The sequence below is a fragment of the Paraoerskovia marina genome, assembly GCF_900105445.1.
Classification (GTDB): Bacteria; Actinomycetota; Actinomycetes; order Actinomycetales; family Cellulomonadaceae; genus Paraoerskovia; species Paraoerskovia marina.
Genome location: NZ_LT629776.1, coordinates 2,673,699 through 2,699,571, shown reverse-complemented (window position 1 = coordinate 2,699,571; position 25,873 = coordinate 2,673,699). Strand labels below are relative to the sequence as shown.

Genomic DNA, 25,873 nt, shown 5'->3' with positions numbered 1-25,873 from the left:
GCCGGGTGACCTTCGACGCCCCCAGCCTTGCCGACCTGACCACCCTGCGCGTGGGCGGGAGCCCCGACCGGTACGTCGAGACCGCGACCGAGGCCGAGCTGGTCGACGCGGTCCGCTCCGCCGACGAGGTCGGCGAGCCCGTCCTCGTCGTCGGCGGGGGGTCGAACCTCCTGGTCGCCGACGAGGGCTTCGCCGGGGTCGTCGTCCGTGACACACGTCGCGGGGCCCGGGTCGAGTCCGAGGACTCGTGCGGCGGTGCGAGTGTCACGGCACCGGCTGGCCACGGCTGGGACGCGCTGGTGCGGCAGGCCGTGGAGTCCGACTGGGTGGGGATCGAGGCGCTCTCCGGGATCCCCGGCACGCTCGGTGCTGCGCCCGTTCAGAACATCGGCGCCTACGGCCAGGAGATCGCCGGGGTGGTCTCGTCCGTGCGCGTCTGGGACCGCCACGAGAAGCGGGCCCGCATGCTCGCGGCCGGTGAGCTCGGGTTCGGGTACCGCAGCTCTCGGCTCAAGGACTCGATGTACGACGCCGCCGACGACGGTCCCTGGTACCCGACGCCGCGGTTCGTGGTCCTGGAGGTCTCCCTGCAGATGCGCCTGGGTTCTCTCTCCGCGCCTGTCGCCTACCCCGAGCTGGCCCGGACGCTCGGTGTGGCGGTGGGGGAGCGCGCACCGTCCGTCGACGTGCGCGAGGCCGTCCTCGCGCTGCGCGGCGGCAAGGGCATGCTGCTCGACGACCCTGCTCAGCCGGACCACGACCGGTGGAGTGCCGGGTCGTTCTTCACCAACCCGATCGTGCGGGCCTCGGACGCGAGCCGGCTGCCGGCCGACGCGCCGCAGTTCCCCGTCCGGACGTCGCGGCCCGCCGCGACGACGGGTCCGTCGCTCGGCGAGGTCGACCCCGAGGTCGTCAAGACCTCGGCAGCGTGGCTGATCGACCATGCCGGCTTCTCCAAGGGCTACGGCGTCTACGGCGACGCGAGCCTCGCGCGGCTCTCCACCAAGCACACTCTCGCACTGACGAACCGCGGCGGCGCGAGTGCGAGCGATCTGCTGACACTCGCCCGGACCGTCCGCGACGGCGTGCTGGACGCGTACGGGATCGAGCTCGTCCCCGAGCCGGTGCTCGTGGGCGTGGCTCTCTAGCGACTCCGCCGCTCAGTAGACCAGGACGGGTGTGCCCGGAGGGGCCTGCCAGGTGTCCCAGACGTAGTTCATCGCGCCGTTCGACACCCGGACGCAACCGTGCGACGCGGGCCAGGCAGGCACCGAGTCGGCGCCGTGCAGGGCGATCGCACCGTTGAAGAACTTCGGTCGCCACATGTCCCCGAGCTCGAGGCTCGACTCGTGGAGCGCGTCGACCTGCCGTCCGACGGCGAAGCTCCCGCCGCTCGTCGTCGCCCGGTAGGTCCTGCCGCCGGCCTCGTACGTCTCCCCGTTCCCCGACGAGGCGTTGAGTACCCGACCCACGACGCCGTCGTCGACCAGGAGCACGAGCTGGCGGTTCAGGTCGATCTCGATCACGTGACCCGAGGAGGACCGCGCACCCGGGCGGACGCCGTCGTCCAGCGCCTGCTGCGTGCGGGGCCCGACGACACCGTCGCGGCTCAGGCCGGCGGCCTTCTGCAGCGCCCAGACGGCCTGGCGGGTCCCGGCACCGAAGCTCCCGTCGACGGCGGTCCCCCAGTACCCGAGGTCGACGAGCCGTTGCTGCACCGCCGTGACGCGCGCGCCGGAGGCACCCATCGCGAGGTCTTCCGGTTCCGGGTCGGGCTCAGACTCTGCCGTCGGCGTCGGATCCTCGTCCGGCTCCGGCTCCGGCTCCGGCTCCGGCTCCGGCTCCGGCGTCGGTGTGCTGGTGCTCGGTGCCGGCTCGGGCTCGACCGCTGGTAAAGGCGCCGCCTCCGCGGGCTCCACGTCCTGTGCGGGGCTCGGCGTGGACGTCGCGGTGGCGGCCTGCGTGGGCGTCGCCGGCGGATCTGCCGCTTCCTCGTCGTTCGTCGGGGAGGGGGCTCCGGTGGCCCCGACGGCATCGTCGGCCAGACCCGACACGGCGTCCACCGCACCGCACCCGCCGACCAGGAGACCGGCGCACAGCACGAGGGTGACGCCGGGCGATCTCCGCCGCCGTGCACGCATGGGTCCACCTCCCTCGCTCCAGGATGCCTTACAGGGGCTGGCTACGGGCGATGTTCGGCCTGACGCGCCCACGCGTCGATGTCGGCGAGGAGTCGTGCGCGCGTCGTCGGGCCGGCCCGGCTCCCGCGGACCGACGCCCGGGCGAGGTCGGCTAGCTCGGCGTCGGAGAACCCGTGGACCGACCGCGCCGTCTCGTACTGCGCGACGAGGCGAGAGCCGAACAGGAGGGGGTCGTCGGCACCGAGGGCGACCCGGGCCCCCGCGTCCACCAGCCGGCGCAGCGGGACGTCGGCGTCCTCGCGGTACACGCCGAGGGAGACGTTCGACGCGGGGCAGACCTCGAGCGTCGTGCCCGCCGTGACCAGCCGGTCGAGCATCTGCGGATCCTCACCCGCACGGACCCCGTGCCCGATCCGGTCGGGGGAGAGGTGCGCCACGACGTCGTGCACGTGCGAGGGGCCGAGCAGCTCTCCGCCGTGGGGCACGGACGCCAGGCCCGCCCGTCGCGCGATCGAGAAGGCGTGCGCGAACTCCGCGGTGTCGCCCCGACGTTCGTCGTTGCTCAGACCGAACCCGACCACCTCGCCGGCACCCTCGCCCGCGTACTGAGCCGCGAGCCGCGCGAGCGTCCGTGCGTCGAGCGGGTGCCGTGTCCGCGAGGCCGCGACGATCACGGCGACCTCGAGGCCGTGGTCTCGGCTGGCCGTGCTCGCCGCGTCGAGGACCGCCTCGACCGCAGGCGTGATCCCACCCATGAACGGGGCGTACGACGTCGGGTCCACCTGGATCTCGAGCCGGCCGGACCCCTCCGCGGCGTCGTCCGCCGCGGCCTCGTCGACGATGCGCCGCATGTCGGCCTCCGAGCGGACGCACGCGCGGGCCGCGTCGTACAGGCGCTGGAACCGGAACCAGCCGCGTTCCGTCGCCGGAAGGCGCAGCGGATCTCCGTCGATCAGGGCTGCCGGGAGCCGTACGCCGTACCCCGCGGCGAGCTCCTGGAGCGTCGAGAGACGCATCGAACCCGTGAAGTGCAGGTGCAGGTGCGCCTTGGGCAGCGTGGTCAGGTCACCCGTCATCGCGTCGCCTCCATCGGAACGTACGGACCCCGACGAGAAGGCCCACCACCAGCCACGCCCCGAGGACGGCCGCCGTCACCCCGTTGTCCCAGGCGCCGCCCACCTCGAGGGCGGCGGCCTCGTCCGGGAGGAACACCGACCGCAGGCCCTGCGCCATCCACTTCAGCGGGAAGACCGAGGCGACGTCCTGCATCCATCCCGGCAGCTGGTAGAACGGAAAGAACACACCGGAGATGAACTGCAGGACGAGGACCAGCGGGGCGACGACCGCCGTCGCGGACCTGCCCGACCGCGGGACCGACGAGAACGCCACCCCGAGGACCGTCCCGGTGGCCGTGCCGAGGACCAGCACCCACCCGAACGTCAGCCAGTCGCCGGGCTCGTCCGGCAGCGGGACGTCGAACGCGGTCGTCGCCAGGGCGATCAGCGCGGCCATCTGGACGACCGTCACGACCATGACCTGGCCCACCTTGCCGAGGAAGTACGCCGTCGGCGGCAACGGGGTGGTGCGCAGGCGCCGCAGCGTTCCGTCGTCGCGCTCCACGGCGATGCTCGTGGCGAGCGTCTGAAAGCTCGTCAGCATGATGCCGGTCGCCGCGATCCCCGCGACGAAGTACTGGGCGAACGAGACGCCGGAGTCCGGCGGGCCCGCCACCTGGCCGTCGAACACCGTCGCGAAGATCGCCATCATGATCAGCGGGTACGCGAAGATGAAGATCATCGCGTCGCGCTCGCGGACGAAGGTGAGCAGCTCCAGGGAGGTCCGGGCGAGGCCGAGCCGCGCCGTCCCGGGCAGCCGGACGTCCGGCGAGATCGAAGAGGTCCGGGGTGTGCTCACGCCTGCGCCTCCGTGGTGCTCTCCGGCACGGCGTCGGGCGTCTGCCCGATCAGCTCCAGATAGACGTCTTCGAGCGACGGACGCCGGACCTCGAGGGCAGGTACCTCCCCCTGGTACCGCGCGGCGAGGTCCTGGACGAGGGTCGTCGGGGACGCGGTCGTGGCCTCGCCGCCGTCCCAGCGCACGACGGCGCGGCCGTGGGTCCGGGCCCGGAGGCCGGCAGGGGAGTCGAGCGCGACGATGCTGCCCGCCCGCATCACCGCGACACGATCGGCGAGGGCGTCCGCCTCGTCGAGATAGTGGGTCGTCAACCAGATGGTGGTCCCGGTCGCCCGCAGCTCGCGGAGCAGCTCCCAGAAGGAACGCCGGGCCTGGGGGTCGAAGCCGGTCGTCGGTTCGTCCAGGAACAGCAGCTCTGGCCGTCCGACGACGCCGAGCGCGACGTCGAGGCGGCGGCGCTGACCGCCGGAGAGCGATCGTGCACGAGACCCGCTCTGCTCCCCGAGGCCGACCATCTCGACGACGTCGTCCGGGTCGCGCGGATCCGGGTAGTACCGGGCGAACTGGTGCACGAGCTCGCGGATGCTGAGCTCGGCGAGGTCGTTGGTCGACTGGAGCACGACGCCGACCCGGGAACGCCAGGCCCTGCTCGCGCGGGCCGGGTCGAGGCCCAGGACCGAGACGTCGCCGGCGGTGGCGCGGCGGTGGCCGGCGAGGATCTCGGTCGTCGTGGTCTTGCCCGCGCCGTTCGGTCCGAGCATCGCGAAGATCTCACCCCGGCCGACGTCGAGGTCGAGCCCGTCGACCGCCGTCGTGGCGCCGTACTCCTTGCGCAGCCCGCGGACGCTGACGACGAGGTCCCGGTCGGCACCGAGAGGTGTCGTGGGCGCGGTGCCGTGCGTCGTCATGGCGTTGAGTATGGTGCGTATGTCGTGATCACGCAGCGGCGCCTGGGACGAGTTCGACCCAGGCCGTCGGTTCGCGTACAGTGGTCCCTTGGTGATTGACGCTCGCCATGATGAGTCATGCCCTGCATGACGAGTCAGAGGGGCTGAGGTGCCGAAGGGTAGTGGCGCAATTGGTAGCGCAGCGGTCTCCAAAACCGCAGGTTGCAGGTTCGAGCCCTGTCTACCCTGCTCGGCTCCTGTGACGTGTCATGGACACGTCACGGGTGCCATGCGGGTCAGTGCGATCAGGTTGACTCCGCCGCCAGGTCTGTCCGTCCACCGAGTGGGGAAGAGCAGTGAGTGAATCACCGTCCGGTGCGGTCGAGGCCGGAGCCGGAGACCGTCGCGCTGACGGGAAGCGCCCGAACATCTTCGCGCGCATCGCGATCTTCGTCCGCCAGGTCATCGCGGAGCTCGGGAAGGTGGTCACGCCGACCCGTTCCGAGCTGGGGACGTACTTCGTCGTGGTGATCGTCTTCCTGGTTGTCATGATGGGCTTCATCACCCTGATCGACTACCTGATCGGCATCGGGACGCTCGCCCTCTTCGGCTAGCAGCCCCGTCTCGGCTCCGACCCCGAGAGCCCACCGAAGGATCAGTCCTTCCCCACGTACCGACCGAGAAAGCAGGTTCCTTCGTGTCCGAGGATTCGCTGGACAAGCCGGAGAACACCGAGCCCGACGCCGAGCGCGCCGAGGCTGAGACGGCTGCACCCGTGGACGGCGAGGAACAGCCTGCTGAGGATGCACCCGTGGTGGACCCCGCAGAGGAGTTCCGTCGCGAGCTGCGTGGCCAGTTCGGCGAGTGGTACGTCATCCACTCGTACGCGGGCTACGAGAACCGCGTCAAGGTCAACCTGGAGAACCGCACCCAGAGCCTCAACATGGAGGAGTACATCTTCCAGGTCGAGGTGCCGATGGAAGAGGTCGCGGAGTTCAAGAACGCGCAGAAGAAGATCGTGCGCCGCGTTCGGATCCCCGGCTACGTGCTCGTCCGCATGGACCTCACCGACGAGTCGTGGGGTGCGGTGCGCCACACGCCCGGCGTCACCGGCTTCGTCGGCCACACGCACCAGCCCGTGCCGCTGACGATCGACGAGGTCTTCTCGATGCTGGCGCCGACCTTCGTCGAGGAGGCTCCCGCGGTCGAGGGCCAGCCCGCGACGTCCGGCAAGGCCCCGATGGAGGTCGACTTCGAGGTCGGCGAGTCCGTCACGGTCACCGACGGCCCCTTCGAGACGCTGGACGCGACGATCTCCGAGATCAACGCGGACACGCAGAAGCTCAAGGTGCTCGTCTCAATCTTCGGCCGGGAGACCCCGGTCGAGCTGTCGTTCGACCAGGTCGCCAAGATCTGATCCTCGTCGGCACCACCTGCAACCGGGTCATCGCCCACGGCGTCGGTCCATCAACAGAAAGTTAGGGAACTCGCATGCCTCCCAAGAAGAAGGTCTCTGGCCTCATCAAGCTCCAGATCCAGGCAGGCGCCGCCAACCCGGCCCCGCCGATCGGCCCCGCGCTCGGTCAGCACGGCGTCAACATCATGGAGTTCTGCAAGGCGTACAACGCCGCGACCGAGTCGCAGCGCGGAAACGTCGTGCCGGTCGAGATCACGGTCTACGAGGACCGCTCGTTCACGTTCATCACCAAGACCCCGCCGGCAGCCGAGCTCATCAAGAAGGCAGCCGGCGTCGACAAGGGTTCGGCCACCCCGCACACCGTCAAGGTCGCCAAGATCACGGCCGACCAGGTGCGTGAGATCGCCACGACGAAGCTCGAGGACCTGAACGCCAACGACCTCGACGCCGCGTCGAAGATCATCGCGGGCACCGCCCGTTCGATGGGCATCACGGTCGAGGGCTGATTTCCTCACCCGATCGATCGTCCGACGCTCGTCGGACGATCAGTGGAAGGGTCCGCGCGGACCCGCTCACCACGACTGCTCAGACAAAGGAGAAGCAGATGGCAACGCGCAGCAAGGCCTACCGGGCCGCCGCAGAGAAGATCGACCGCGACGAGGTCTACGCCCCGCTGGACGCCGTGCGTCTCGCGAAGGAGACCGCGACCGTCAAGTACGACGCGACCGTCGAGGTCGCGTTCCGTCTCGGCGTCGACCCCCGCAAGGCCGACCAGATGGTCCGTGGCACGGTCAACCTGCCCCACGGCACCGGCAAGACGGCCCGCGTGATCGTCTTCGCGAACGGCGACAAGGCGGAGCAGGCACTCGCCGCCGGCGCCGACGAGGTCGGCGGTGACGACCTCATCGCGAAGGTCGCCGCCGGGTACACCGACTTCGACGCCGCCGTGGCGACGCCGGACCTCATGGGCAAGGTCGGGCGCCTCGGTAAGGTCCTCGGCCCCCGCGGCCTGATGCCGAACCCGAAGACCGGCACCGTGACGATGGACGTGACGAAGGCTGTCAACGACATCAAGGGCGGCCGTATCGAGTTCCGCATCGACAAGCACTCGAACCTGCACTTCATCATCGGCAAGGTCTCCTTCTCCGAGGAGCAGCTGGTGGAGAACTACGCCGCGGCGCTCGACGAGATCCTTCGTCTGAAGCCGTCCTCCTCGAAGGGCCGGTACATCACGAAGGCCACGATGACGACGACGATGGGCCCGGGCATCCCGCTCGACCAGAACAAGACGACGAAGCTCCTCGAGGGCGACGACGCCTGATCGCGTTCTGACGCCGTCGTCGACGGCAGATCGAAGGCCTGGAACCACCCCCGGTGGTTCCAGGCCTTCGGCGTTCCCTAGGCGGGCGAGGCCCACCGGGTGTGAATGCCCTGCTGACAGGCCGAGGGGCGGTGACCTCACGCATACGTGAGGTCACCGCCCCTCGGCGGTGCGCGTGGTTATGCGGTCAGCAGGATCCGAGGTTCTTCCAGACTCCCCAGTCGCTCGGCGCCGGGGCGTCGTTGAGCGTCCACCACTTGGCCTGCCAGGCCTGGCCGTCGTGCACGACCTGGTCGCCCCCGACGTAGACCCGGCCGGCGTTCCACGCCGAGGCCTCGCACGGGTTGGGCGAGTCGGTCGGGTTCGTCGTCGGGTCCGTGGTCGGGTCGGTCGTGGGGTCGGTCGTGGGGTCGGTCGTCGGGTCCGTGGTGGGGTCCGTGGTGGGGTCGGTCGTCGGGTCGGTCGTCGGGTCCGTGGTCGGAGCACCGCTCCCGGTGCCGAGCCGCTGACCGAAGCGGTTCGCGAGCTCGTAGTTGTTCGTCGCGTCCCAGTTGATCGACCAGGTCATGACGCCGCCGATCTTTCCGTACGGCGTACCGGGCGTGAAGGTGCCACAGTTGGTGCCCGTCTCGAGGCAGTCGACGGCCTTCTCGACGTTGGCGAGCGACTGGTATCCGCCACCTGCGGCGGACGGCACGGCAGGCACACCGATGCCGACCTGGTCGGGCGTGAGCCCCATCTCGAGCTGGATGCAGGCCAGCGAGGTCAGGAAGTCGACAGAACCCTGGGCATAGACCTGCTGGTTGCAGCCCATCATCGAACCCGAGTTGTAGTACTGGGTGTTGACGATCGTCAGGATGTCCTTGATGGCCAGGGTCAGCTGGTAGTAGCCCATCGAGGTGGCCTGGTAGTCGATCGTCTGGGGCGCCATCGCGATGATGAGGTCGCTGCCGGCCTTCGCGGAGAGCTGGTGCAGCGCGTCGGACATGGCGTCGGCGTGGATCCCGTGCTCGAGGTCGATGTCCACGCCGTCGAAGCCGTAGTCCTGCATGAGGTCGTAGGCGGTGTCGGCGAAGTTCTTGGCCTGCGTGGCGTTCGAGACGACGACGTTGCCCTTCTCGCCTCCGACGGAGAGGATCACCTTGCGGCCCTGGGCCTGGATGTCGGCGATGTCTGCACGGAACTCGGCGTCGGTGTAGCCGCCGAGCTCCTCGGTCTCGAGGGTGAAGTCGATACCGCCGGACAGCGTCGGGTGGTTCTCGGCGAACGCGACGGCGACGAGGTTGTAGGCCTCGGGGATCTCGCTCAGCGGCATCACGACGGAGCCGTTGTCGAAGTTGTGCCAGTAGCCCGTGAGCCACTGGGCGTCGTTCGCGGACGTGGCGGCGGGGGCCGCTGCGGGGGTCGCCGCGTTCGCGGCGGTGATCGCGCCGAGGCCTGAGACGGCCAGTGCGGCTGCGACGGCGACGGCGCGTACGGCGCGTCGGGGGACGAGTGAGGTTCGCACGAGTGCTCCTTGGAACGGAGGTGCAGGGACCTGTCGACGCTACGGAGCCTGGTCGGTGGGCGGAATGAGGGGATTCCCGCCTCTCTGCGCAGCATCTACGTGGTTGTACGTATCTCCTCGACGCGCGGCGGCCGGTAGTCGCTGGTATGGATCCGGATTAGGAGTCCGGGCGGTTGTCGCGTATGGTGGACCGGTACCGAAGACCGCCGGTCGTTCCCTTCTGCCCCAGGGCAGGTCGGAAACCGAAGTCCCGCCGATGAGGCGGAGGCCAGCGCAGGTGAGAATCTCGTCGTTGTCGTCCTCCGTCGACAGTCCTGGAGAGCTCCGCCTGCGCGGGGCTCTTTTTCATTGTCAGGACCTCGGGTCGCCAGAGCCTCCCGCCCTGGTGACCGGTGGCACCACCACTGGAAGGATTGCCATGGCGAGGCCGGAGAAGGCAGCCGCAGTCGCAGAGATCGTGGACCAGTTCCGCGAGTCGAACGCTGCCGTGCTGACCGAGTACCGCGGGCTCACCGTCGCGCAGCTCAAGGAGCTGCGTCGGTCGCTCAGCGGCAACGCAACCTACGCCGTGGTGAAGAACACGCTGACCTCGATCGCGGCGAAGGAGGTGGGCGTCGAGGGTATCGACGTCGACCTTCAGGGCCCGACCGCCATTGCCTTCTCGACCGGTGACCCGGTCGCGGTGGCAAAGGGTCTGCGCGACTTCGCCAAGGCGAATCCCGCACTGGTCGTCAAGGGCGGTGTCCTCGACGGACGCGTCATGACCAGCACGGAGATCAACAAGCTCGCGGACCTCGAGTCCCGCGAGGTGCTGCTGGCCAAGCTGGCCGGCGCGATGAAGGGCAAGCTCTACCAGGCTGCCTACCTGTTCACGGCGCCCACGGCCCAGGCCGCGCGCGCGATCGATGCCCTGCGTCAGAAGCAGGAATCGGAGAGCGCTGCAGCCTGACCCTCCGGGGTTCGTGCGACGCTCACTGCTTTTCCCACATCATCACCCCTGCTTCGTGCAGGCCCGCACGCGGGTCGACGACCAGCACCAACCGAAAGGACCGCCATCATGGCGAAGCTCAGCAACGACGAGCTGCTCGACGCTTTCAAGGAGCTCACCCTCATCGAGCTCTCCGACTTCGTGAAGGCCTTCGAGGAGACCTTCGACGTCACCGCTGCCGCCCCCGTGGCCGCTGCTGCCCCGGCTGCTGCCGGTGGCGCCCCCGCCGAGGCTGCTGAGGAGCAGTCGGAGTTCGACGTCGTCCTCGAGTCGGCCGGCGACAAGAAGATCCAGGTCATCAAGGAGGTGCGCGCCCTCACGAGCCTCGGCCTGAAGGAGGCCAAGGACCTCGTCGACGGTGCCCCGAAGCCGGTTCTCGAGGGTGTCGACAAGGACGCTGCCGAGAAGGCCAAGGCTGCTCTCGAGGGCGCTGGCGCCACGATCACGCTCAAGTGATCTGAGCGGCTCGTACCGAGCCGCGCCAGTACCTCCACGAGGCCCTCGTCCGCTCTGCGGGCGGGGGCCTCGTGGCGTTCGCGGCACCGGGTGTGTCAGGATATGCGCGTCGTCACAGATCGAGCAGCGTCGCTCGGGTCCCGGGATCGTGCCGGGGGACGACACGGATGGCGAGGGCGCCAGGTCACTCCGTCGGAGGTTCTCTCCGTCGGGGGTAGACGGATGTGCCATGGTGGGGTAGGCTGTCGCTTTGCGCTGCCCTGTGCCCACGATTTCAAATATCCCACTCTGAACTCCCGACGTACGTGCGCGTCGAGAGGACGGGGACGAGGACGGGGATCGTGCTCCGCCGGGCGGTTGCAGCGTGTTCTCAAACTGCAGGGAAGGACCCCCCTTGGCTGCCTCGCGCACCCCTTCTGCTCCGTCCGCCGACGCAATCGCGAACCGGACCGCGTCGCGTCGACTCTCGTTCGCCAAGATCCATGAACCCCTGGGAGTCCCGGACCTCCTCGGGCTCCAGACCGACAGCTTCGACTGGCTGCTCGGAAACGAAAAGTGGCAGGCGCGAGTCGCCGCCGCCACGGCCGACGGCCGTCAGGACGTCCCGACGACGTCGGGTCTTGAGGAGATCTTCTCCGAGATCTCGCCCATCGAGGACTTCGGCTCGACGATGTCGCTGTCCTTCTCGGACCACCGCTTCGAGGCTCCCAAGTACACGGGTGACGAGTGCAAGGAGAAGGACTTCACCTTCGCCGCACCGCTCTACGTGACCGCGGAGTTCGTCAACTACACGACCGGCGAGATCAAGAGCCAGACGGTCTTCATGGGCGACTTCCCGCTGATGACCGAGCGTGGGACGTTCATCATCAACGGCACCGAGCGTGTCGTCGTCTCGCAGCTCGTCCGTTCGCCCGGCGTCTACTTCGAGCGCACGCCCGACAAGACGAGCGACAAGGACATCTACTCGGCGAAGATCATCCCGTCGCGGGGTGCGTGGCTCGAGTTCGAGATCGACAAGCGCGACGCAGTGGGCGTCCGTGTCGACCGCAAGCGTAAGCAGCCGGTCACCGTCCTGCTGAAGGCTCTCGGGCTGAGCGAGTCGGAGATCCGCGAGGAGTTCGCAGACTTCCCGGCCATCCTGGACACGCTCGAGAAGGACCACGTCCACACCGAGGAAGAGGCGCTGGTCGACCTCTACCGCAAGATTCGTCCGGGCGAGCCGCCCACGGTCGAGGCCGGTCGCTCGCTGCTCGAGAACTTTTATTTCAACCCGAAGCGCTACGACCTCGCGAAGGTCGGTCGCTACAAGGCGAACAAGAAGCTCGGCGTCGAGGCGGCGCTGAACGACTCGACGCTGTCGGTGACCGACGTCGTCGCGACGATCAAGTACCTCGCGTCGCTGCACGCCGACAAGGCCACGATGTCGGGTCGCCGCAACGGCGAGGACATCGACGTGCGCGTCGAGACCGACGACATCGACCACTTCGGCAACCGTCGTATCCGCGCCGTGGGCGAGCTCATCCAGAACCAGGTCCGCACCGGCCTGTCCCGGATGGAGCGTGTCGTCCGTGAGCGGATGACGACCCAGGACGTCGAGGCGATCACCCCGCAGACCCTGATCAACATCCGCCCGGTCGTGGCGTCGATCAAGGAGTTCTTCGGGACGTCGCAGCTGTCGCAGTTCATGGACCAGAACAACCCGCTCGCCGGTCTGACGCACAAGCGTCGTCTGTCCGCGCTGGGCCCGGGTGGTCTGTCCCGTGACCGCGCCGGCATGGAGGTCCGTGACGTCCACCCGTCGCACTACGGGCGCATGTGCCCGATCGAGACGCCTGAGGGCCCGAACATCGGTCTGATCGGCTCGCTCGCCTCCTACGGACGGATCAACCCGTTCGGCTTCGTCGAGACGCCGTACCGCAAGGTCACGGCCGGCAAGGTGACCGACGAGGTCGTCTACCTGACCGCGGACGACGAGGACACCTTCGTCATCGCACAGGCGAACCAGATCCTCAACGACGACGGTTCGTTCGTCGAGGAGCGCGTGCTCGTCCGCACCAAGGGTGGCGAGGTCGACATCATCCCCGGCGAGGCCGTGGACTACATGGACGTCTCCCCGCGCCAGATGGTGTCGGTGGCGACCGCGCTGATCCCGTTCCTGGAGCACGACGACGCGAACCGTGCACTCATGGGTGCCAACATGCAGCGACAGGCCGTGCCGCTGCTCCGTTCGGAGGCCCCGCTCGTGGGCACCGGCATGGAGCGTCACGCGGCGGTCGACGCCGGTGACGTGATCGTCGCCTCGAAGGCCGGCGTCGTCACCGAGGTGTCGGCGGACCTGATCACCGTCGCGAACGACGACGCGACCACGTCGACGTACCGGGCCAAGAAGTTCGTCCGCTCGAACCACGGGACGAGCTACAACCAGCGCGTCCTGGTCGACGAAGGTGCTCGTGTCGAGGTCGGCTCCGTGCTGGCCGACGGTCCCGCGACGGACGAGGGGGAGCTCGCGCTCGGCAAGAACCTCCTCGTGGCGTTCATGTCGTGGGAGGGCCACAACTACGAGGACGCGATCATCCTCAGCCAGCGCCTCGTGCAGGACGACGTGCTCTCGTCGATCCACATCGAGGAGCACGAGGTCGACGCTCGCGACACCAAGCTCGGCCCGGAGGAGATCACGCGGGACATCCCGAACGTCTCCGAGGAGGTCCTCGCAGACCTCGACGAGCGTGGCGTGATCCGCATCGGTGCCGAGGTCGGCGCCGGCGACGTGCTGGTCGGCAAGGTCACCCCTAAGGGTGAGACCGAGCTGACCCCCGAGGAGCGCCTGCTGCGCGCGATCTTCGGCGAGAAGGCCCGTGAGGTCCGCGACACGTCCCTGAAGGTTCCCCACGGTGAGTCGGGAACGGTCATCGGCGTGCGCGAGTTCAATCGCGAGGACGGCGACGAGCTGCCCGCCGGTGTGAACCAGCTGGTGCGCGTCTACATCGCGAACCGTCGCAAGATCACGGACGGCGACAAGCTCGCCGGACGCCACGGCAACAAGGGCGTCATCTCCAAGATCCTGCCGGTCGAGGACATGCCGTTCCTGCCGGACGGCACCCCGGTCGACATCGTCCTGAACCCGCTGGGTGTTCCGGGTCGAATGAACGTCGGTCAGGTGCTGGAGACCCACCTCGGGTGGATCGCCAAGCAGGGCTGGGACATCTCGCTCGCGGGTGGCGAGAACGGGGAGGACCTCTCCTGGAAGGAGAACGTCCCCGCGATCGCCGCGACGTCGGAGCCGGGCCGCCCGGTGGCTACCCCGGTGTTCGACGGCCTGCAGGAGGATGCGCTGCGTGGTCTGTTCACCGCGACGCTTCCGAACCGCGACGGCGAGCGCATGGTCCAGGGCGACGGGAAGGCGCGTCTGTTCGACGGCCGCTCCGGCGAGCCGTTCCCGGACCCGGTGTCCGTCGGCTACATGTACATCCTGAAGCTGCACCACCTGGTCGACGACAAGATCCACGCGCGCTCGACGGGTCCGTACTCGATGATCACGCAGCAGCCGCTGGGTGGTAAGGCGCAGTTCGGTGGCCAGCGGTTCGGCGAGATGGAGGTCTGGGCCCTCGAGGCGTACGGCGCCGCCTACACGCTGCAGGAGCTCCTGACCATCAAGTCGGACGACGTCCCGGGTCGCGTGAAGGTCTACGAGGCCATCGTCAAGGGCGAGAACATCCCCGACTCGGGCATCCCGGAGTCGTTCAAGGTTCTCCTCAAGGAGATGCAGTCCCTGTGCCTGAACGTCGAGGTGCTCTCGAGCGACGGCGTCCAGATCGAGATGCGCGAGTCCGACGACGAGGTCTACCGCGCGGCGGAGGAGCTCGGCATCGACCTGTCGCGCCGTCCGAACGCCGCAGCGAGCGTCGACGAGATCTGATAGATCGAGCACGACGGCGGCGAGCGCCCCTGGTTCTCGCCGCCGCCGTCACCTCAACATATTTCTCCATTGTGCGGGCGGCTCTCCCAGCCGCCGGCAGACGAAGGAAGTAGGACACATTGCTCGACGTCAATGTCTTCGACGAGCTGCGTATCGGCCTGGCCACGGCCGACGACATCCGTGGCTGGTCCCACGGTGAGGTCAAGAAGCCGGAAACCATCAACTACCGCACCCTGAAGCCTGAGAAGGACGGACTCTTCTGCGAGAAGATCTTCGGCCCGACCCGGGACTGGGAGTGCTACTGCGGCAAGTACAAGCGCGTCCGTTTCAAGGGCATCATCTGTGAGCGCTGCGGCGTCGAGGTGACCCGTTCGAAGGTGCGTCGTGAGCGCATGGGGCACATCGAGCTCGCCGCCCCCGTCACGCACATCTGGTTCTTCAAGGGTGTTCCGTCGCGACTGGGCTACCTGCTCGACCTCGCGCCGAAGGACCTGGAGAAGGTCATCTACTTCGCGGCCTACATGATCACGTGGGTCGACGAGGAGGGGCGTCAGGAGGACCTCCCGAACCTCCAGAACGAGATCGACCTGGAGAAGAAGGAGATCGCGGACCGCCGCGACAACGACATCAACCTGCGCGCCCAGCGTCTCGAGGCCGACCTGGCCGAGCTCGAGGCCGAGGGTGCCAAGGCCGACGCGCGCCGCAAGGTGCGTGACTCGGCCGAGCGCGAGATGGCGCAGTTGCGCAAGCGCTCCGACGCCGAGCTCGATCGCCTTGAGCAGGTCTGGGACCGGTTCAAGAACCTCAAGGTCGCGGACCTCGAGGGCGACGAGATGCTCTACCGCCAGCTGCTCGACCGCTACGGCCCCTACTTCGAGGGTTCGATGGGTGCCGACGCGATCCAGAAGCGTCTGCAGAACTTCGACCTCGAGGCCGAGGCAGAGCTTCTCCACGAGATCATCTCGACGGGCAAGGGTCAGAAGAAGACCCGTGCGCTGAAGCGCCTCAAGGTCGTCAACGCGTTCCTGACGACGACGAACTCGCCGACCGGCATGGTGCTCGACGCCGTCCCGGTGATCCCGCCGGACCTGCGCCCGATGGTGCAGCTCGACGGTGGCCGGTTCGCGACGTCGGACCTCAACGACCTGTACCGCCGCGTGATCAACCGGAACAACCGTCTGAAGCGTCTGCTCGACCTCGGTGCGCCGGAGATCATCGTCAACAACGAGAAGCGGATGCTCCAGGAGGCCGTCGACTCGCTGTTCGACAACGGCCGTCGTGGCCGTCCGGTGACCGGACCGGGCAACCGCCCGCTCAAGTCGATCTCGGACATGCTCAAGGGCAAGCAGGGTCGTTTCCGTCAGAACCTGCTCGGAAAGCGCGTCGACTACTCGGGCCGTTCGGTCATCGTCGTCGGGCCGCAGCTGAAGCTCCACCAGTGCGGTCTGCCCAAGCAGATGGCACTCGAGCTCTTCAAGCCGTTCGTGATGAAGCGCCTGGTCGACCTGAACCACGCGCAGAACATCAAGTCGGCGAAGCGGATGGTCGAGCGTGCGCGCCCGGTCGTCTGGGACGTCCTCGAAGAGGTCATCACCGAGCACCCGGTGCTGCTGAACCGTGCGCCGACGCTACACCGTCTGGGTATCCAGGCGTTCGAGCCGCAGCTCGTCGAGGGCAAGGCCATCCACTTGCACCCGCTCGTCTGCGGCGCGTTCAACGCCGACTTCGACGGTGACCAGATGGCGGTCCACCTGCCGCTGAGCGCCGAGGCGCAGGCCGAGGCCCGCATCCTCATGCTCTCGAGCAACAACATCCTGAAGCCGTCGGACGGCCGTCCGGTCACCATGCCCTCGCAGGACATGATCATCGGTCTGCACCACCTCACGAGCGACCGTGCGGGTGCCGAGGGCGAGGGGCGTGCGTTCGGCTCGGTCGCCGAGGCCATCATGGCGTTCGACCAGGGCACGCTGGACATCAACGCGCAGGTCGAGATCCGTCTCGACGGACTGGTCTTCGAGGACGGCAAGGCACCCGAGGGCTTCGTGCCCGGCGAGCCGTTCGTCTTCGAGACGACGCTGGGCCGTGCGCTCTTCAACGAGACGCTCCCCGTCGACTACCCGTACGAGAACGGGATCGTCGACAAGAAGCGCCTCTCGGTGATCGTGAACGCGCTCGCCGAGCAGTACCCGAAGGTCGAGGTGGCTGCGTCGCTCGACGCCCTGAAGGCCGCCGGCTTCCGTTGGGCGACCCGCTCGGGCGTCACCATCGCGATCTCGGACGTCGCCACGCCGTCGGACAAGGCCGCGATCCTGGAGGAGCACGAGGCCAAGGCCCTCAAGGTCCAGCAGGAGTACGACCGTGGTCTGATCACGGACGACGAGCGCCGTCAGGAGCTCATCGAGATCTGGACCCAGGCCACCGACAAGGTCGCGCAGACGATGCGTGCCAACCTCGAGGCCGACGAGCGCAACACCGTGCTCCGCATGGTGGGCTCGGGTGCTCGTGGTAACTGGATGCAGGTCCGTCAGATCGCCGGTATGCGTGGTCTCGTGGCGAACCCGCGTGGTGAGATCATCCCGCGTCCGATCAAGTCGAACTACCGCGAGGGCCTCTCGGTCCTCGAGTACTTCATCGCGACGCACGGTGCCCGTAAGGGTCTCGCCGACACGGCTCTGCGTACCGCGGACTCCGGGTACCTCACCCGTCGTCTCGTGGACGTCTCGCAGGACGTCATCATCCGTGAGGAGGACTGCGGCACCGAGCGTGGTCTGAAGCTCCCCGTGGGTGAGGACGTCGCCGGCGTGCTCGTCGAGCACCCGAAGGTCGAGACGAGCATCTACTCGCGGACCCTGGCCTCCGACGTCGAGGACGCCGACGGCAACGTCGTCGCCCACGCGGGTGACGACGCGGGTGACGACGTCATCCGCAAGGTGCTCGCCGCCGGGGTCGCCGAGGTCAAGGTCCGGTCGGTCCTGACGTGCGAGTCGCGCGTCGGTACGTGCGCCAAGTGCTACGGCCGCTCGCTCGCGACCGGCAAGCTCGTGGACATCGGCGAGGCGGTCGGCATCATCGCGGCCCAGTCGATCGGTGAGCCCGGTACCCAGCTGACGATGCGTACGTTCCACACCGGTGGTGTGGCCTCGGCGGACGACATCACGCAGGGTCTGCCGCGTGTCACCGAGCTCTTCGAGGCGCGTACCCCGAAGGGTGAGGCGCCGATCGCGGAGTTCTCCGGTCGCCTCGCGATCGACGACTCGGAGCGTTCGCGCCGTCTCGTGCTCACGCCGGACGACGGGTCGGAGGAGATCGAGTACCCGGTCACCAAGCGTGCCCGTCTGCTGGTCAACGACGGCGACCACGTCGAGGTCGGGACCCAGCTCGTGCAGGGTGCGGTGGACCCGAAGAAGGTCCTGCGCATCCTCGGCCCGCGCGCCACGCAGAAGCACCTGGTGGACGAGGTCCAGGAGGTCTACAACTCCCAGGGTGTGGACATCCACGACAAGCACATCGAGGTCATCGTGCGGCAGATGCTGCGTCGCGTGACCGTGCTCGACTCGGGCAACGCCAAGCTGCTGCCCGGTGAGCTCGCGGAGCGTGTGCGCTTCGAGGACGCGAACCGGCAGGCCGTGGCGGAGGGTGGCCGTCCGGCGGCCGGCCGTCCGGAGCTGATGGGTATCACGAAGGCGTCGCTCGCGACGGACTCGTGGCTCTCGGCCGCGTCGTTCCAGGAGACCACGCGCGTGCTCACGGAGGCCGCCATGAGCGGTCGCCGCGACCCGCTGCTGGGCCTCAAGGAGAACGTCATCATCGGTAAGCTCATCCCGGCCGGTACCGGCCTGACGCGCTACGGCAACGTGGACGTCGAGCCGACCGAGGAGGCCAAGACCGAGCTCTATCCGACGTTCGGGTACGACGAGATCGACTTCCCGGCGCTCGGTATGGGCTCCGGCGAGGCGATCCCGCTCGAGGACCTCGACTTCGGCGACTACCGCTGACCTGTCGGTAGACAGGTCCTGAGGGACTCAGGCGGCGCGGTACCCACCCCGGTGGGTGCCGCGCCGTCGTCGTTCCCCGGACGACGGCGGTGCTCAGGTCCGCCCGGGACGGTGCCGCGCGAGGAGCCGTCCTTCCGATGTTGACTCGCACGTGGTAGTGGGAGTAACGTTGTGAGCCGTGCCCGCGTTGTCGGGCCCTTTGTTCTGTTCGTGAGATGCGGATCGGCCTCGCCGATCCGACGTCGGACGCGCACCGCCCCTCGGTGACGGGGGAGTGAGCAGCGCAGCGGTCAGGCCGGGCCGGCAAGTGTGCGCGGGTAATCCCGAACCGCTCGAGGGCGGCGACGGACCATCGAGCCGGTGGTAGGTGGCTACGCAGCGTTCTTCGCTGCGCGGCGCCACGTGCGATCGGCGCCGCCAGACCACCGTCGAGGCCTTCAGGGTCTCGAGCAGTTCGAGAAGACACGGAGACGTAGTGCCTACGATCCAGCAGCTCGTCCGCAAGGGGCGGACCTCGAAGGTCGGGAAGTCGAAGACTCCCGCCCTCAAGGGCTCCCCTCAGCGGCGCGGCGTGTGCACCCGCGTGTACACGACCACCCCGAAGAAGCCGAACTCCGCGCTCCGCAAGGTCGCGCGTGTCAAGCTCTCCTCCGGCGTCGAGGTCACGGCGTACATCCCGGGCGTCGGCCACAACCTGCAGGAGCACTCCATCGTGCTCGTGCGCGGTGGTCGTGTGAAGGACCTCCCCGGTGTGCGCTACAAGATCGTGCGCGGCGCCCTCGACACCCAGGGTGTCAAGGGTCGCAAGCAGGCCCGCAGCCTCTATGGCGCCAAGAAGGAGAAGAGCTAATGCCCCGTAAGGGTCCGGCCCCGAAGCGGCCGCTCGCAGTCGACCCGGTCTACGGGTCGCCCGTCGTCACGCAGCTCGTGAACAAGGTCCTCATGGACGGCAAGAAGTCCACGGCAGAGGCCATCGTCTACGGCGCCCTCGAGGGTGTCCGCGACAAGGTCGACGGTGACCCCGTCGTCGTTCTCAAGCGTGCGCTCGACAACATCCGTCCCGCACTCGAGGTCCGTAGCCGCCGTGTCGGTGGCGCCACGTACCAGGTGCCGGTCGAGGTTCGCCCCGTGCGCTCCACGACGCTCGCTCTGCGCTGGCTCACCGACTACTCGCGCGCTCGTCGCGAGAAGACGATGACCGAGCGTCTGATGAACGAGATCCTGGACGCGAGCAACGGCCTCGGTGCCGCTGTGAAGCGCCGCGAGGACATGCACAAGATGGCCGAGTCCAACAAGGCCTTCGCGCACTACCGCTGGTGATCCGGTCCGGACGACGACGCAGACCCTGTGTCGTCGTCCGAGGGGCCGTACGGCCCGCCTCGTCCCAACCCACGACCCAAGGGGAAACACACCGTGGCACTTGACGTGCTGACCGACCTGAACAAGGTCCGCAACATCGGCATCATGGCCCACATCGACGCCGGCAAGACGACGACCACCGAGCGGATCCTGTTCTACACCGGGGTCAACTACAAGATCGGTGAGACGCACGACGGCGCGTCGACGATGGACTGGATGGAGCAGGAGCAGGAGCGCGGCATCACGATCACGTCCGCCGCGACGACCTGCTACTGGAAGAACAACCAGATCAACATCATCGACACCCCCGGGCACGTGGACTTCACGGTCGAGGTGGAGCGTTCGCTCCGCGTCCTCGACGGTGCCGTCGCCGTGTTCGACGGCAAGGAGGGCGTCGAGCCCCAGTCGGAGACCGTCTGGCGCCAGGCCGACAAGTACAACGTCCCGCGCATCTGCTTCGTCAACAAGATGGACAAGCTGGGCGCAGACTTCTACTTCACGGTCGACACGATCGTCAACCGCCTCAAGGCGAAGCCGCTCGTCATCCAGCTGCCGATCGGCGCGGAGAACGACTTCACCGGCGTCGTCGACCTGCTCGAGATGAAGGCGCTCGTCTGGCACGGGGAGACCCAGCTCGGCGAGTCCTACGAGGTCGAGGACATCCCGGCCGACCTCGTCGAGAAGGCGGAGCAGTACCGCGCCGAGCTCATCGAGGCTGTCGCCGAGGCCGACGAGGAGCTTCTCGAGAAGTACCTCGGCGGCGAGGAGATCAGCAACGACGAGATCAACGCCGCGATCCGTCAGCTGACGATCGCCGGCGAGGCGTTCCCCGTGCTCTGCGGCTCGGCGTTCAAGAACAAGGGCGTCCAGCCCATGCTCGACGCCGTGATCGCGTACCTGCCGTCGCCCCTCGACGTCCCTCCGATGGAGGGCCACGACGTCAAGGACGAGGAGAAGCTCATCGAGCGTCGTCCCGACGCCGACGAGCCGTTCTCGGCCCTCGCGTTCAAGGTCGCCTCGCACCCGTTCTTCGGCAAGCTCACCTACGTCCGGGTCTACTCCGGCAAGGTCGAGCAGGGCGCGCAGATCTACAACGCGACCAAGGGCAAGAAGGAGCGTGTCGGGAAGCTCTTCCAGATGCACTCCAACAAGGAGAACCCGGTTCCTGAGGCTCAGGCCGGTCACATCTACGCGTTCATCGGTCTGAAGGACGTCACGACGGGCGACACGCTCTGCGACCCGCAGAACCAGGTCGTCCTCGAGTCGATGACGTTCCCCGAGCCGGTCATCGACGTGGCCATCGAGCCCAAGACGAAGGCTGACCAGGAGAAGCTCTCCACGGCCATCCAGAAGCTGGCCGAAGAGGACCCGACCTTCCGCGTCAAGCTCGACGAGGAGACCGGCCAGACCGTCATCGGCGGTATGGGTGAGCTCCACCTCGACATCCTCGTCGACCGCATGCGTCGCGAGTTCAAGGTCGAGGCGAACGTGGGCAAGCCCCAGGTCGCCTACCGCGAGACGATCCGTCGCAAGGCGGAGAAGATCGACTACACGCACAAGAAGCAGACCGGTGGTTCCGGGCAGTTCGCCAAGGTCCAGGTGACCTTCGAGCCGCTCGACACCGCCGAGGGCGACCTGTACGAGTTCGAGAACGCCGTCACCGGTGGGCGCATCCCGCGCGAGTACATCCCGAGCGTCGACGCCGGAATCCAGTCCGCCATGCAGCTCGGCGTTCTCGCCGGGTTCCCGATGGTGGGCGTGAAGGCGACGCTGCTCGACGGCGCATACCACGACGTCGACTCCTCGGAGATGGCGTTCAAGCTTGCTGGCTCGATGGTCTTCAAGGAAGGCATCAAGCGAGCAGACCCGGTTCTTCTGGAGCCGGTCATGGCGGTCGAGGTGCGTACGCCCGAGGAGTACATGGGCGACGTGATCGGCGACATCAACTCACGTCGTGGAATGATCCAGTCCATGGAGGACGCGACGGGTGTCAAGGTCGTACGCGCCCAGGTACCGTTGTCAGAGATGTTCGGGTACATCGGGGACCTGCGTTCCAAGACGCAGGGCCGCGCTGTTTACTCGATGCAGTTCGACAGCTACTCCGAGGTTCCTCGAGCAGTTGCCGAAGAGATCATCAAGAAGACCCGGGGCGAGTGAGTCCCCACAGGTCGACCCCTGCACCACCCATCAACCTGTAGCGACCCGCACGCCCCGCAGATGCATCTCGCATCTGCATCGTTCGGCACAACTACCCAAGTCCCAGGAGGACCCCAGTGGCGAAGGCCAAGTTCGAGCGGAACAAGCCGCACGTCAACGTCGGCACCATCGGTCACGTTGACCACGGTAAGACGACGCTGACGGCAGCGATCTCGAAGACGCTCGCAGAGAAGTACCCGGACCTGCCGGCGAACACGCTGCGCAACTTCGACGAGATCGATGCGGCTCCCGAGGAGAAGCAGCGCGGTATCACGATCAACATCGCGCACATCGAGTACGAGACCCCTGCGCGTCACTACGCGCACGTCGACGCTCCCGGGCACGCCGACTACATCAAGAACATGATCACCGGTGCCGCCCAGATGGACGGCGCGATCCTGGTGGTCGCCGCGACCGACGGTCCGATGGCCCAGACGCGTGAGCACGTCCTGCTCGCTCGCCAGGTCGGCGTTCCCTACCTGCTCGTGGCGCTCAACAAGTCCGACATGGTCGACGACGAGGAGATCCTCGAGCTCGTCGAGATGGAGGTCCGTGAGCTCCTCTCCTCGCAGGAGTTCGACGGCGACAACGCTCCCGTCGTGCGCGTCTCCGGTCTGAAGGCTCTCGAGGGCGACCCCGAGTGGACCGAGAAGATCGTCGAGCTCATGAACGCTGTCGACGAGTTCGTCCCCGAGCCCGAGCGTGAGCTGGACAAGCCGTTCCTCATGCCCGTCGAGGACGTCTTCACGATCACCGGTCGTGGAACCGTCGTCACCGGCAAGGTCGAGCGTGGCGTCCTGGACGTCAACTCGGACGTCGAGATCGTCGGCATCCGCCAGCCGCAGAAGACCACGGTCACCGGTATCGAGACCTTCCACAAGCAGATGGACCAGGCGCAGGCCGGCGACAACACCGGTCTCCTCCTCCGCGGTCTGAAGCGCGAAGAGGTCGAGCGTGGCCAGGTCGTCGTGAAGCCGGGTTCGATCACCCCGCACACGGACTTCGAGGCCCAGGTCTACATCCTCGGCAAGGACGAGGGCGGGCGTCACAACCCGTTCTACTCGAACTACCGTCCGCAATTCTACTTCCGCACCACGGACGTCACCGGCGTCATCACGCTGCCCGAGGGCACCGAGATGGTCATGCCCGGCGACAACACCGAGATGTCGGTCGAGCTCATCCAGCCGATCGCCATGGAAGAGGGCCTCGGCTTCGCCATCCGTGAGGGTGGCCGTACCGTCGGCTCCGGCCGCGTGACGAAGATCATCAAGTGATCTACCGCTGCTGCCGGCCCCTCCCGGGCCGGTAGCAGCCCCCCACGAAGGCTCTGGCGCTTTCATGCGTCAGAGCCTTCGTGCTGCTTCCCGCCCGACCGGCGGGTGGGGTTCTCGGGAGGGCGTCGTCGACGTCACAGCTCCCGGCTGCCCCACGGACTTGGCTGATCGCACCTTCGTGTGCGAGGATAGTCAAGTTGCCTGCTACGGGCGCGCTCTTTCAAGTTTCGAACAGTGTGTTGAACCGGCCTCGAGGTTTCGGGGCAAGCGGCCATGCCGCGGGTTGAGCTTGCTGTCGTCGATGAGATCGAGCACCCCGCGGAACACACGTTCTGACGCAGGCGGGAAAACGTTGCGTTTCGTCGCTGATGGTCTGGCCCTCGGGTCAGGTCGCCGGCGGAACGCATATCCAACGGCCCCACACCGAACCGGTGTGCGCGTCGCGGCGAGTCAGAGTAAGCGACACGCCCGAGCGCGGGGGTCGGACAGCTAGCGGTTCGAGAGAGAGAGTCAGACGACGCCATGGCGGGACAGAAGATCCGCATCCGGCTCAAGTCCTACGACCACGAGGTCATCGACAGTTCGGCGCGCAAGATCGTCGACACGGTGAGCCGCGCTGGTGCGACGGTCGTGGGCCCGGTGCCGCTGCCGACGGAGAAGAACGTGTTCTGCGTCATCCGATCGCCTCACAAGTACAAGGACAGCCGTGAGCACTTCGAGATGCGTACGCACAAGCGGTTGATCGACATCATCGATCCCACGCCGAAGGCGGTCGACTCGCTCATGCGACTCGACCTCCCCGCGGACGTGAACATCGAGATCAAGCTCTGAGGCTGGAGGACATTATGACTACCCCCCAGCAGAACGAACGCGCCGTGACGGCTGCGCTCGGGACGAAGCTCGGCATGACCCAGGTGTGGGACGACAACGGACGGCTGGTCCCTGTGACCGTCGTCGCGGTCGCTCCCAACGTGGTCACGCAGGTCCGCTCGGACGAGACGGACGGCTACCACGCGATTCAGCTGGCAGCCGGGCAGATCGACCCGCGCAAGGTCACGAACCCGCTGAAGGGCCACTTCGAGAAGGCCGGCGTCACGCCGCGCCGTCACGTCGCAGAGGTCCGCACCGCGGACGCTGCGTCGTACGAGCTCGGCCAGGAGATCACGGCGGAGGCCTTCACGGCCGGCGCCAAGGTCGACGTCGTCGGGACCACCAAGGGCAAGGGCACGGCCGGTGTGATGAAGCGTCACGGCTTCCACGGTGTCGGCGCCTCCCACGGTTCGCACCGCAACCACCGCAAGCCCGGTTCGATCGGTGGGGCCTCGACCCCGTCGCGAGTCTTCAAGGGCATGCGGATGGCCGGGCGTATGGGTCACGACCGTCAGACCACCATGAACCTGACCGTCCACGCGGTCGACGCAGAGAAGGGTCTGCTGCTCGTCAAGGGCGCAGTTCCCGGCCCCAAGGGCGGCGTCGTTCTCGTGCGTAGCGCAGTGAAGGGAGCCTGATACCCATGGCTGCTCAGACTGTTGACGTCCTGGACGCGAAGGGCAAGAAGGCCGGCAAGGCCGAGCTTCCTGCCGACATCTTCGACGTGCAGACGAACGTCCCCCTGATCCACCAGGTCGTCGTCGCCCAGCGTGCTGCTGCACGTCAGGGCACGGCCTCGACCAAGACCCGCGGCGAGGTCCGCGGTGGTGGACGCAAGCCTTACAAGCAGAAGGGCACTGGCCGCGCACGCCAGGGCTCGACGCGTGCTCCGCAGTTCGCCGGCGGTGGCACCGTCCACGGCCCGCAGCCGCGCAGCTACGACCAGCGGACCCCCAAGAAGATGAAGGTCGCCGCCCTCCGCGGTGCCCTCTCCGACCGGGCTCGCGCAGGCCGCGTGCACGTCGTCTCCGGCTTCGGCGTGGACGGCGTGCCGTCCACCAAGACGGCGCTGTCGACGATCGCCTCGCTGTCACCGCGCAAGCACGTCCTCGTGGTGACCGAGCGCAACGACGAGATCACGATCAAGTCGCTGCGGAACGTCGAGCAGGTGCACCTTCTGGTTGCTGACCAGCTGAACACCTACGACGTGCTCGTCTCGGACGACGTCGTCTTCACCGAGGGTGCGCTCTCCGCGTTCCTCGCGGGCCCGGCCACCGGCCGCGGCGCGAAGGCTGTCGCGACCTCGACCGAGGCGTCTGACGCCGAGGAGGCCGCCAAGTGAGCACCATTCAGAAGGACCCGCGCGAGATCCTGATCGCGCCGGTCGTCTCCGAGAAGAGCTACGCGCTGCTCGATGAGGGTAAGTACACCTTCATCGTGGACCCGGGCGCGAACAAGACTGAGATCAAGATTGCTGTCGAGCAGGTCTTCGACGTCAAGGTCTCCTCGGTCAACACGATCAACCGCAAGGGCAAGTCCCGTCGTACGCGGTTCGGTCTGGGTAAGCGCAAGGACACCAAGCGTGCGATCGTCACCCTCCGTGAGGGCACGATCGACATCTTCGGCTGAGCC

At 67.6% G+C, this 25,873-nt stretch carries 22 protein-coding genes and 1 tRNA gene; 18 read left to right on the top strand and 5 right to left on the bottom strand.

All coding sequences use genetic code 11. The features are described 5' to 3' along the window. Positions 1 to 5 precede the first annotated feature (5 nt). On the top strand, positions 6 to 1,148 hold the full coding sequence (locus BLU20_RS12265) for a UDP-N-acetylmuramate dehydrogenase (protein ID WP_083372682.1): 1,143 nt from the start codon (positions 6 to 8) through the stop codon (positions 1,146 to 1,148). Between the two features lie 12 nt (positions 1,149 to 1,160). Here BLU20_RS12265 and BLU20_RS14210 read toward each other — a convergent pair whose 3' ends face one another. Genes BLU20_RS14210 through BLU20_RS12245 form a run of 4 tightly spaced genes read right to left on the bottom strand, consistent with a single transcriptional unit; the run spans position 1,161 to position 4,963 of the window. Then, positions 1,161 to 2,141, bottom strand: coding sequence for a L,D-transpeptidase family protein (locus BLU20_RS14210; protein ID WP_083372681.1), 981 nt, complete (start codon positions 2,139 to 2,141; stop codon positions 1,161 to 1,163). Positions 2,142 to 2,182: 41 nt separating this feature from the next. Beyond that, a complete protein-coding gene (locus BLU20_RS12255) occupies positions 2,183 to 3,217 on the bottom strand; it encodes an adenosine deaminase (RefSeq protein WP_083372680.1) in 1,035 nt (344 codons plus the stop codon). Beyond that, a complete protein-coding gene (locus BLU20_RS12250; RefSeq protein WP_083372679.1) occupies positions 3,207 to 4,055 on the bottom strand; it encodes an ABC transporter permease in 849 nt (282 codons plus the stop codon). The genes BLU20_RS12255 and BLU20_RS12250 overlap by 11 nt, the downstream gene beginning before the upstream one ends. Beyond that, positions 4,052 to 4,963 (bottom strand): ABC transporter ATP-binding protein, encoded by a 912-nt coding sequence (locus BLU20_RS12245; protein WP_083372678.1) that lies wholly within the window; start codon positions 4,961 to 4,963, stop codon positions 4,052 to 4,054. Before BLU20_RS12245 ends, BLU20_RS12250 begins: the two co-directional genes overlap by 4 nt. Positions 4,964 to 5,118: 155 nt before the next feature. Between BLU20_RS12245 and BLU20_RS12240 the strand changes: the two genes are divergently transcribed. From BLU20_RS12240 to rplA, 5 genes are all read left to right on the top strand, one after another. After that, a tRNA-Trp gene (locus BLU20_RS12240) sits at positions 5,119 to 5,191 on the top strand. A 107-nt stretch (positions 5,192 to 5,298) separates the two neighbouring features. Then, positions 5,299 to 5,556 carry a preprotein translocase subunit SecE gene (secE, locus tag BLU20_RS12235; RefSeq protein WP_029252156.1) on the top strand — a complete coding sequence of 86 codons (258 nt, stop codon included), beginning with the start codon at positions 5,299 to 5,301 and terminating at the stop codon, positions 5,554 to 5,556. Between the two features lie 83 nt (positions 5,557 to 5,639). After that, positions 5,640 to 6,359, top strand: a complete 720-nt coding sequence (gene nusG / locus BLU20_RS12230; protein ID WP_083372677.1) for a transcription termination/antitermination protein NusG — start codon at positions 5,640 to 5,642, stop codon at positions 6,357 to 6,359. Between the two features lie 74 nt (positions 6,360 to 6,433). Beyond that, the gene (rplK, locus tag BLU20_RS12225) at positions 6,434 to 6,865 is read left to right on the top strand and encodes a 50S ribosomal protein L11 (protein WP_029252158.1); all 432 of its coding nucleotides are present in this window, start codon (positions 6,434 to 6,436) and stop codon (positions 6,863 to 6,865) included. A 98-nt stretch (positions 6,866 to 6,963) separates the two neighbouring features. Further along, positions 6,964 to 7,680 (top strand): 50S ribosomal protein L1, encoded by a 717-nt coding sequence (rplA, locus tag BLU20_RS12220; protein ID WP_029252159.1) that lies wholly within the window; start codon positions 6,964 to 6,966, stop codon positions 7,678 to 7,680. Between the two features lie 187 nt (positions 7,681 to 7,867). On the opposite strand, the gene BLU20_RS14450 is transcribed toward rplA, so the two are convergent. Then, entirely contained in the window at positions 7,868 to 9,187 is a 1,320-nt protein-coding gene (locus tag BLU20_RS14450) for a glycosyl hydrolase family 18 protein (RefSeq protein WP_083372676.1), read from the bottom strand. 418 nt (positions 9,188 to 9,605) lie between these two features. On the opposite strand from BLU20_RS14450, the gene rplJ reads away from it, so the two are divergent. The 12 genes from rplJ (at position 9,606) to rplW (ending at position 25,870) form a co-directional block, all read left to right on the top strand. After that, on the top strand, positions 9,606 to 10,136 hold the full coding sequence (gene rplJ / locus BLU20_RS12210) for a 50S ribosomal protein L10 (RefSeq protein WP_029252161.1): 531 nt from the start codon (positions 9,606 to 9,608) through the stop codon (positions 10,134 to 10,136). 108 nt (positions 10,137 to 10,244) lie between these two features. Beyond that, the gene (rplL, locus tag BLU20_RS12205; protein ID WP_029252162.1) at positions 10,245 to 10,631 is read left to right on the top strand and encodes a 50S ribosomal protein L7/L12; all 387 of its coding nucleotides are present in this window, start codon (positions 10,245 to 10,247) and stop codon (positions 10,629 to 10,631) included. Between the two features lie 394 nt (positions 10,632 to 11,025). Further along, positions 11,026 to 14,547 (top strand): DNA-directed RNA polymerase subunit beta, encoded by a 3,522-nt coding sequence (rpoB, locus tag BLU20_RS12200; protein ID WP_029252163.1) that lies wholly within the window; start codon positions 11,026 to 11,028, stop codon positions 14,545 to 14,547. A 119-nt stretch (positions 14,548 to 14,666) separates the two neighbouring features. Beyond that, positions 14,667 to 18,542, top strand: coding sequence for a DNA-directed RNA polymerase subunit beta' (locus BLU20_RS12195; protein WP_029252164.1), 3,876 nt, complete (start codon positions 14,667 to 14,669; stop codon positions 18,540 to 18,542). A 475-nt stretch (positions 18,543 to 19,017) separates the two neighbouring features. Further along, positions 19,018 to 19,392, top strand: a complete 375-nt coding sequence (rpsL, locus tag BLU20_RS12190) for a 30S ribosomal protein S12 (protein WP_029252165.1) — start codon at positions 19,018 to 19,020, stop codon at positions 19,390 to 19,392. Next, positions 19,392 to 19,862 carry a 30S ribosomal protein S7 gene (rpsG, locus tag BLU20_RS12185; protein ID WP_029252166.1) on the top strand — a complete coding sequence of 157 codons (471 nt, stop codon included), beginning with the start codon at positions 19,392 to 19,394 and terminating at the stop codon, positions 19,860 to 19,862. The genes rpsL and rpsG overlap by 1 nt, the downstream gene beginning before the upstream one ends. A gap of 93 nt (positions 19,863 to 19,955) precedes the next feature. Continuing rightward, positions 19,956 to 22,058 carry an elongation factor G gene (gene fusA / locus BLU20_RS12180; protein WP_083372675.1) on the top strand — a complete coding sequence of 701 codons (2,103 nt, stop codon included), beginning with the start codon at positions 19,956 to 19,958 and terminating at the stop codon, positions 22,056 to 22,058. Positions 22,059 to 22,174: 116 nt separating this feature from the next. Further along, the gene (gene tuf / locus BLU20_RS12175) at positions 22,175 to 23,371 is read left to right on the top strand and encodes an elongation factor Tu (RefSeq protein ID WP_029252168.1); all 1,197 of its coding nucleotides are present in this window, start codon (positions 22,175 to 22,177) and stop codon (positions 23,369 to 23,371) included. A gap of 522 nt (positions 23,372 to 23,893) precedes the next feature. Then, positions 23,894 to 24,202 (top strand): 30S ribosomal protein S10, encoded by a 309-nt coding sequence (gene rpsJ / locus BLU20_RS12170; protein ID WP_029252169.1) that lies wholly within the window; start codon positions 23,894 to 23,896, stop codon positions 24,200 to 24,202. A 14-nt stretch (positions 24,203 to 24,216) separates the two neighbouring features. Beyond that, positions 24,217 to 24,879: a 50S ribosomal protein L3 gene (gene rplC, locus BLU20_RS12165; RefSeq protein WP_043109191.1), complete on the top strand. Its 663-nt coding sequence runs from the start codon at positions 24,217 to 24,219 to the stop codon at positions 24,877 to 24,879. A 5-nt stretch (positions 24,880 to 24,884) separates the two neighbouring features. After that, positions 24,885 to 25,583 carry a 50S ribosomal protein L4 gene (gene rplD, locus BLU20_RS12160; protein WP_083372674.1) on the top strand — a complete coding sequence of 233 codons (699 nt, stop codon included), beginning with the start codon at positions 24,885 to 24,887 and terminating at the stop codon, positions 25,581 to 25,583. Beyond that, positions 25,580 to 25,870 carry a 50S ribosomal protein L23 gene (rplW, locus tag BLU20_RS12155; protein WP_029252172.1) on the top strand — a complete coding sequence of 97 codons (291 nt, stop codon included), beginning with the start codon at positions 25,580 to 25,582 and terminating at the stop codon, positions 25,868 to 25,870. The genes rplD and rplW overlap by 4 nt, the downstream gene beginning before the upstream one ends. The last annotated feature ends 3 nt before the right edge of the window (positions 25,871 to 25,873 follow it).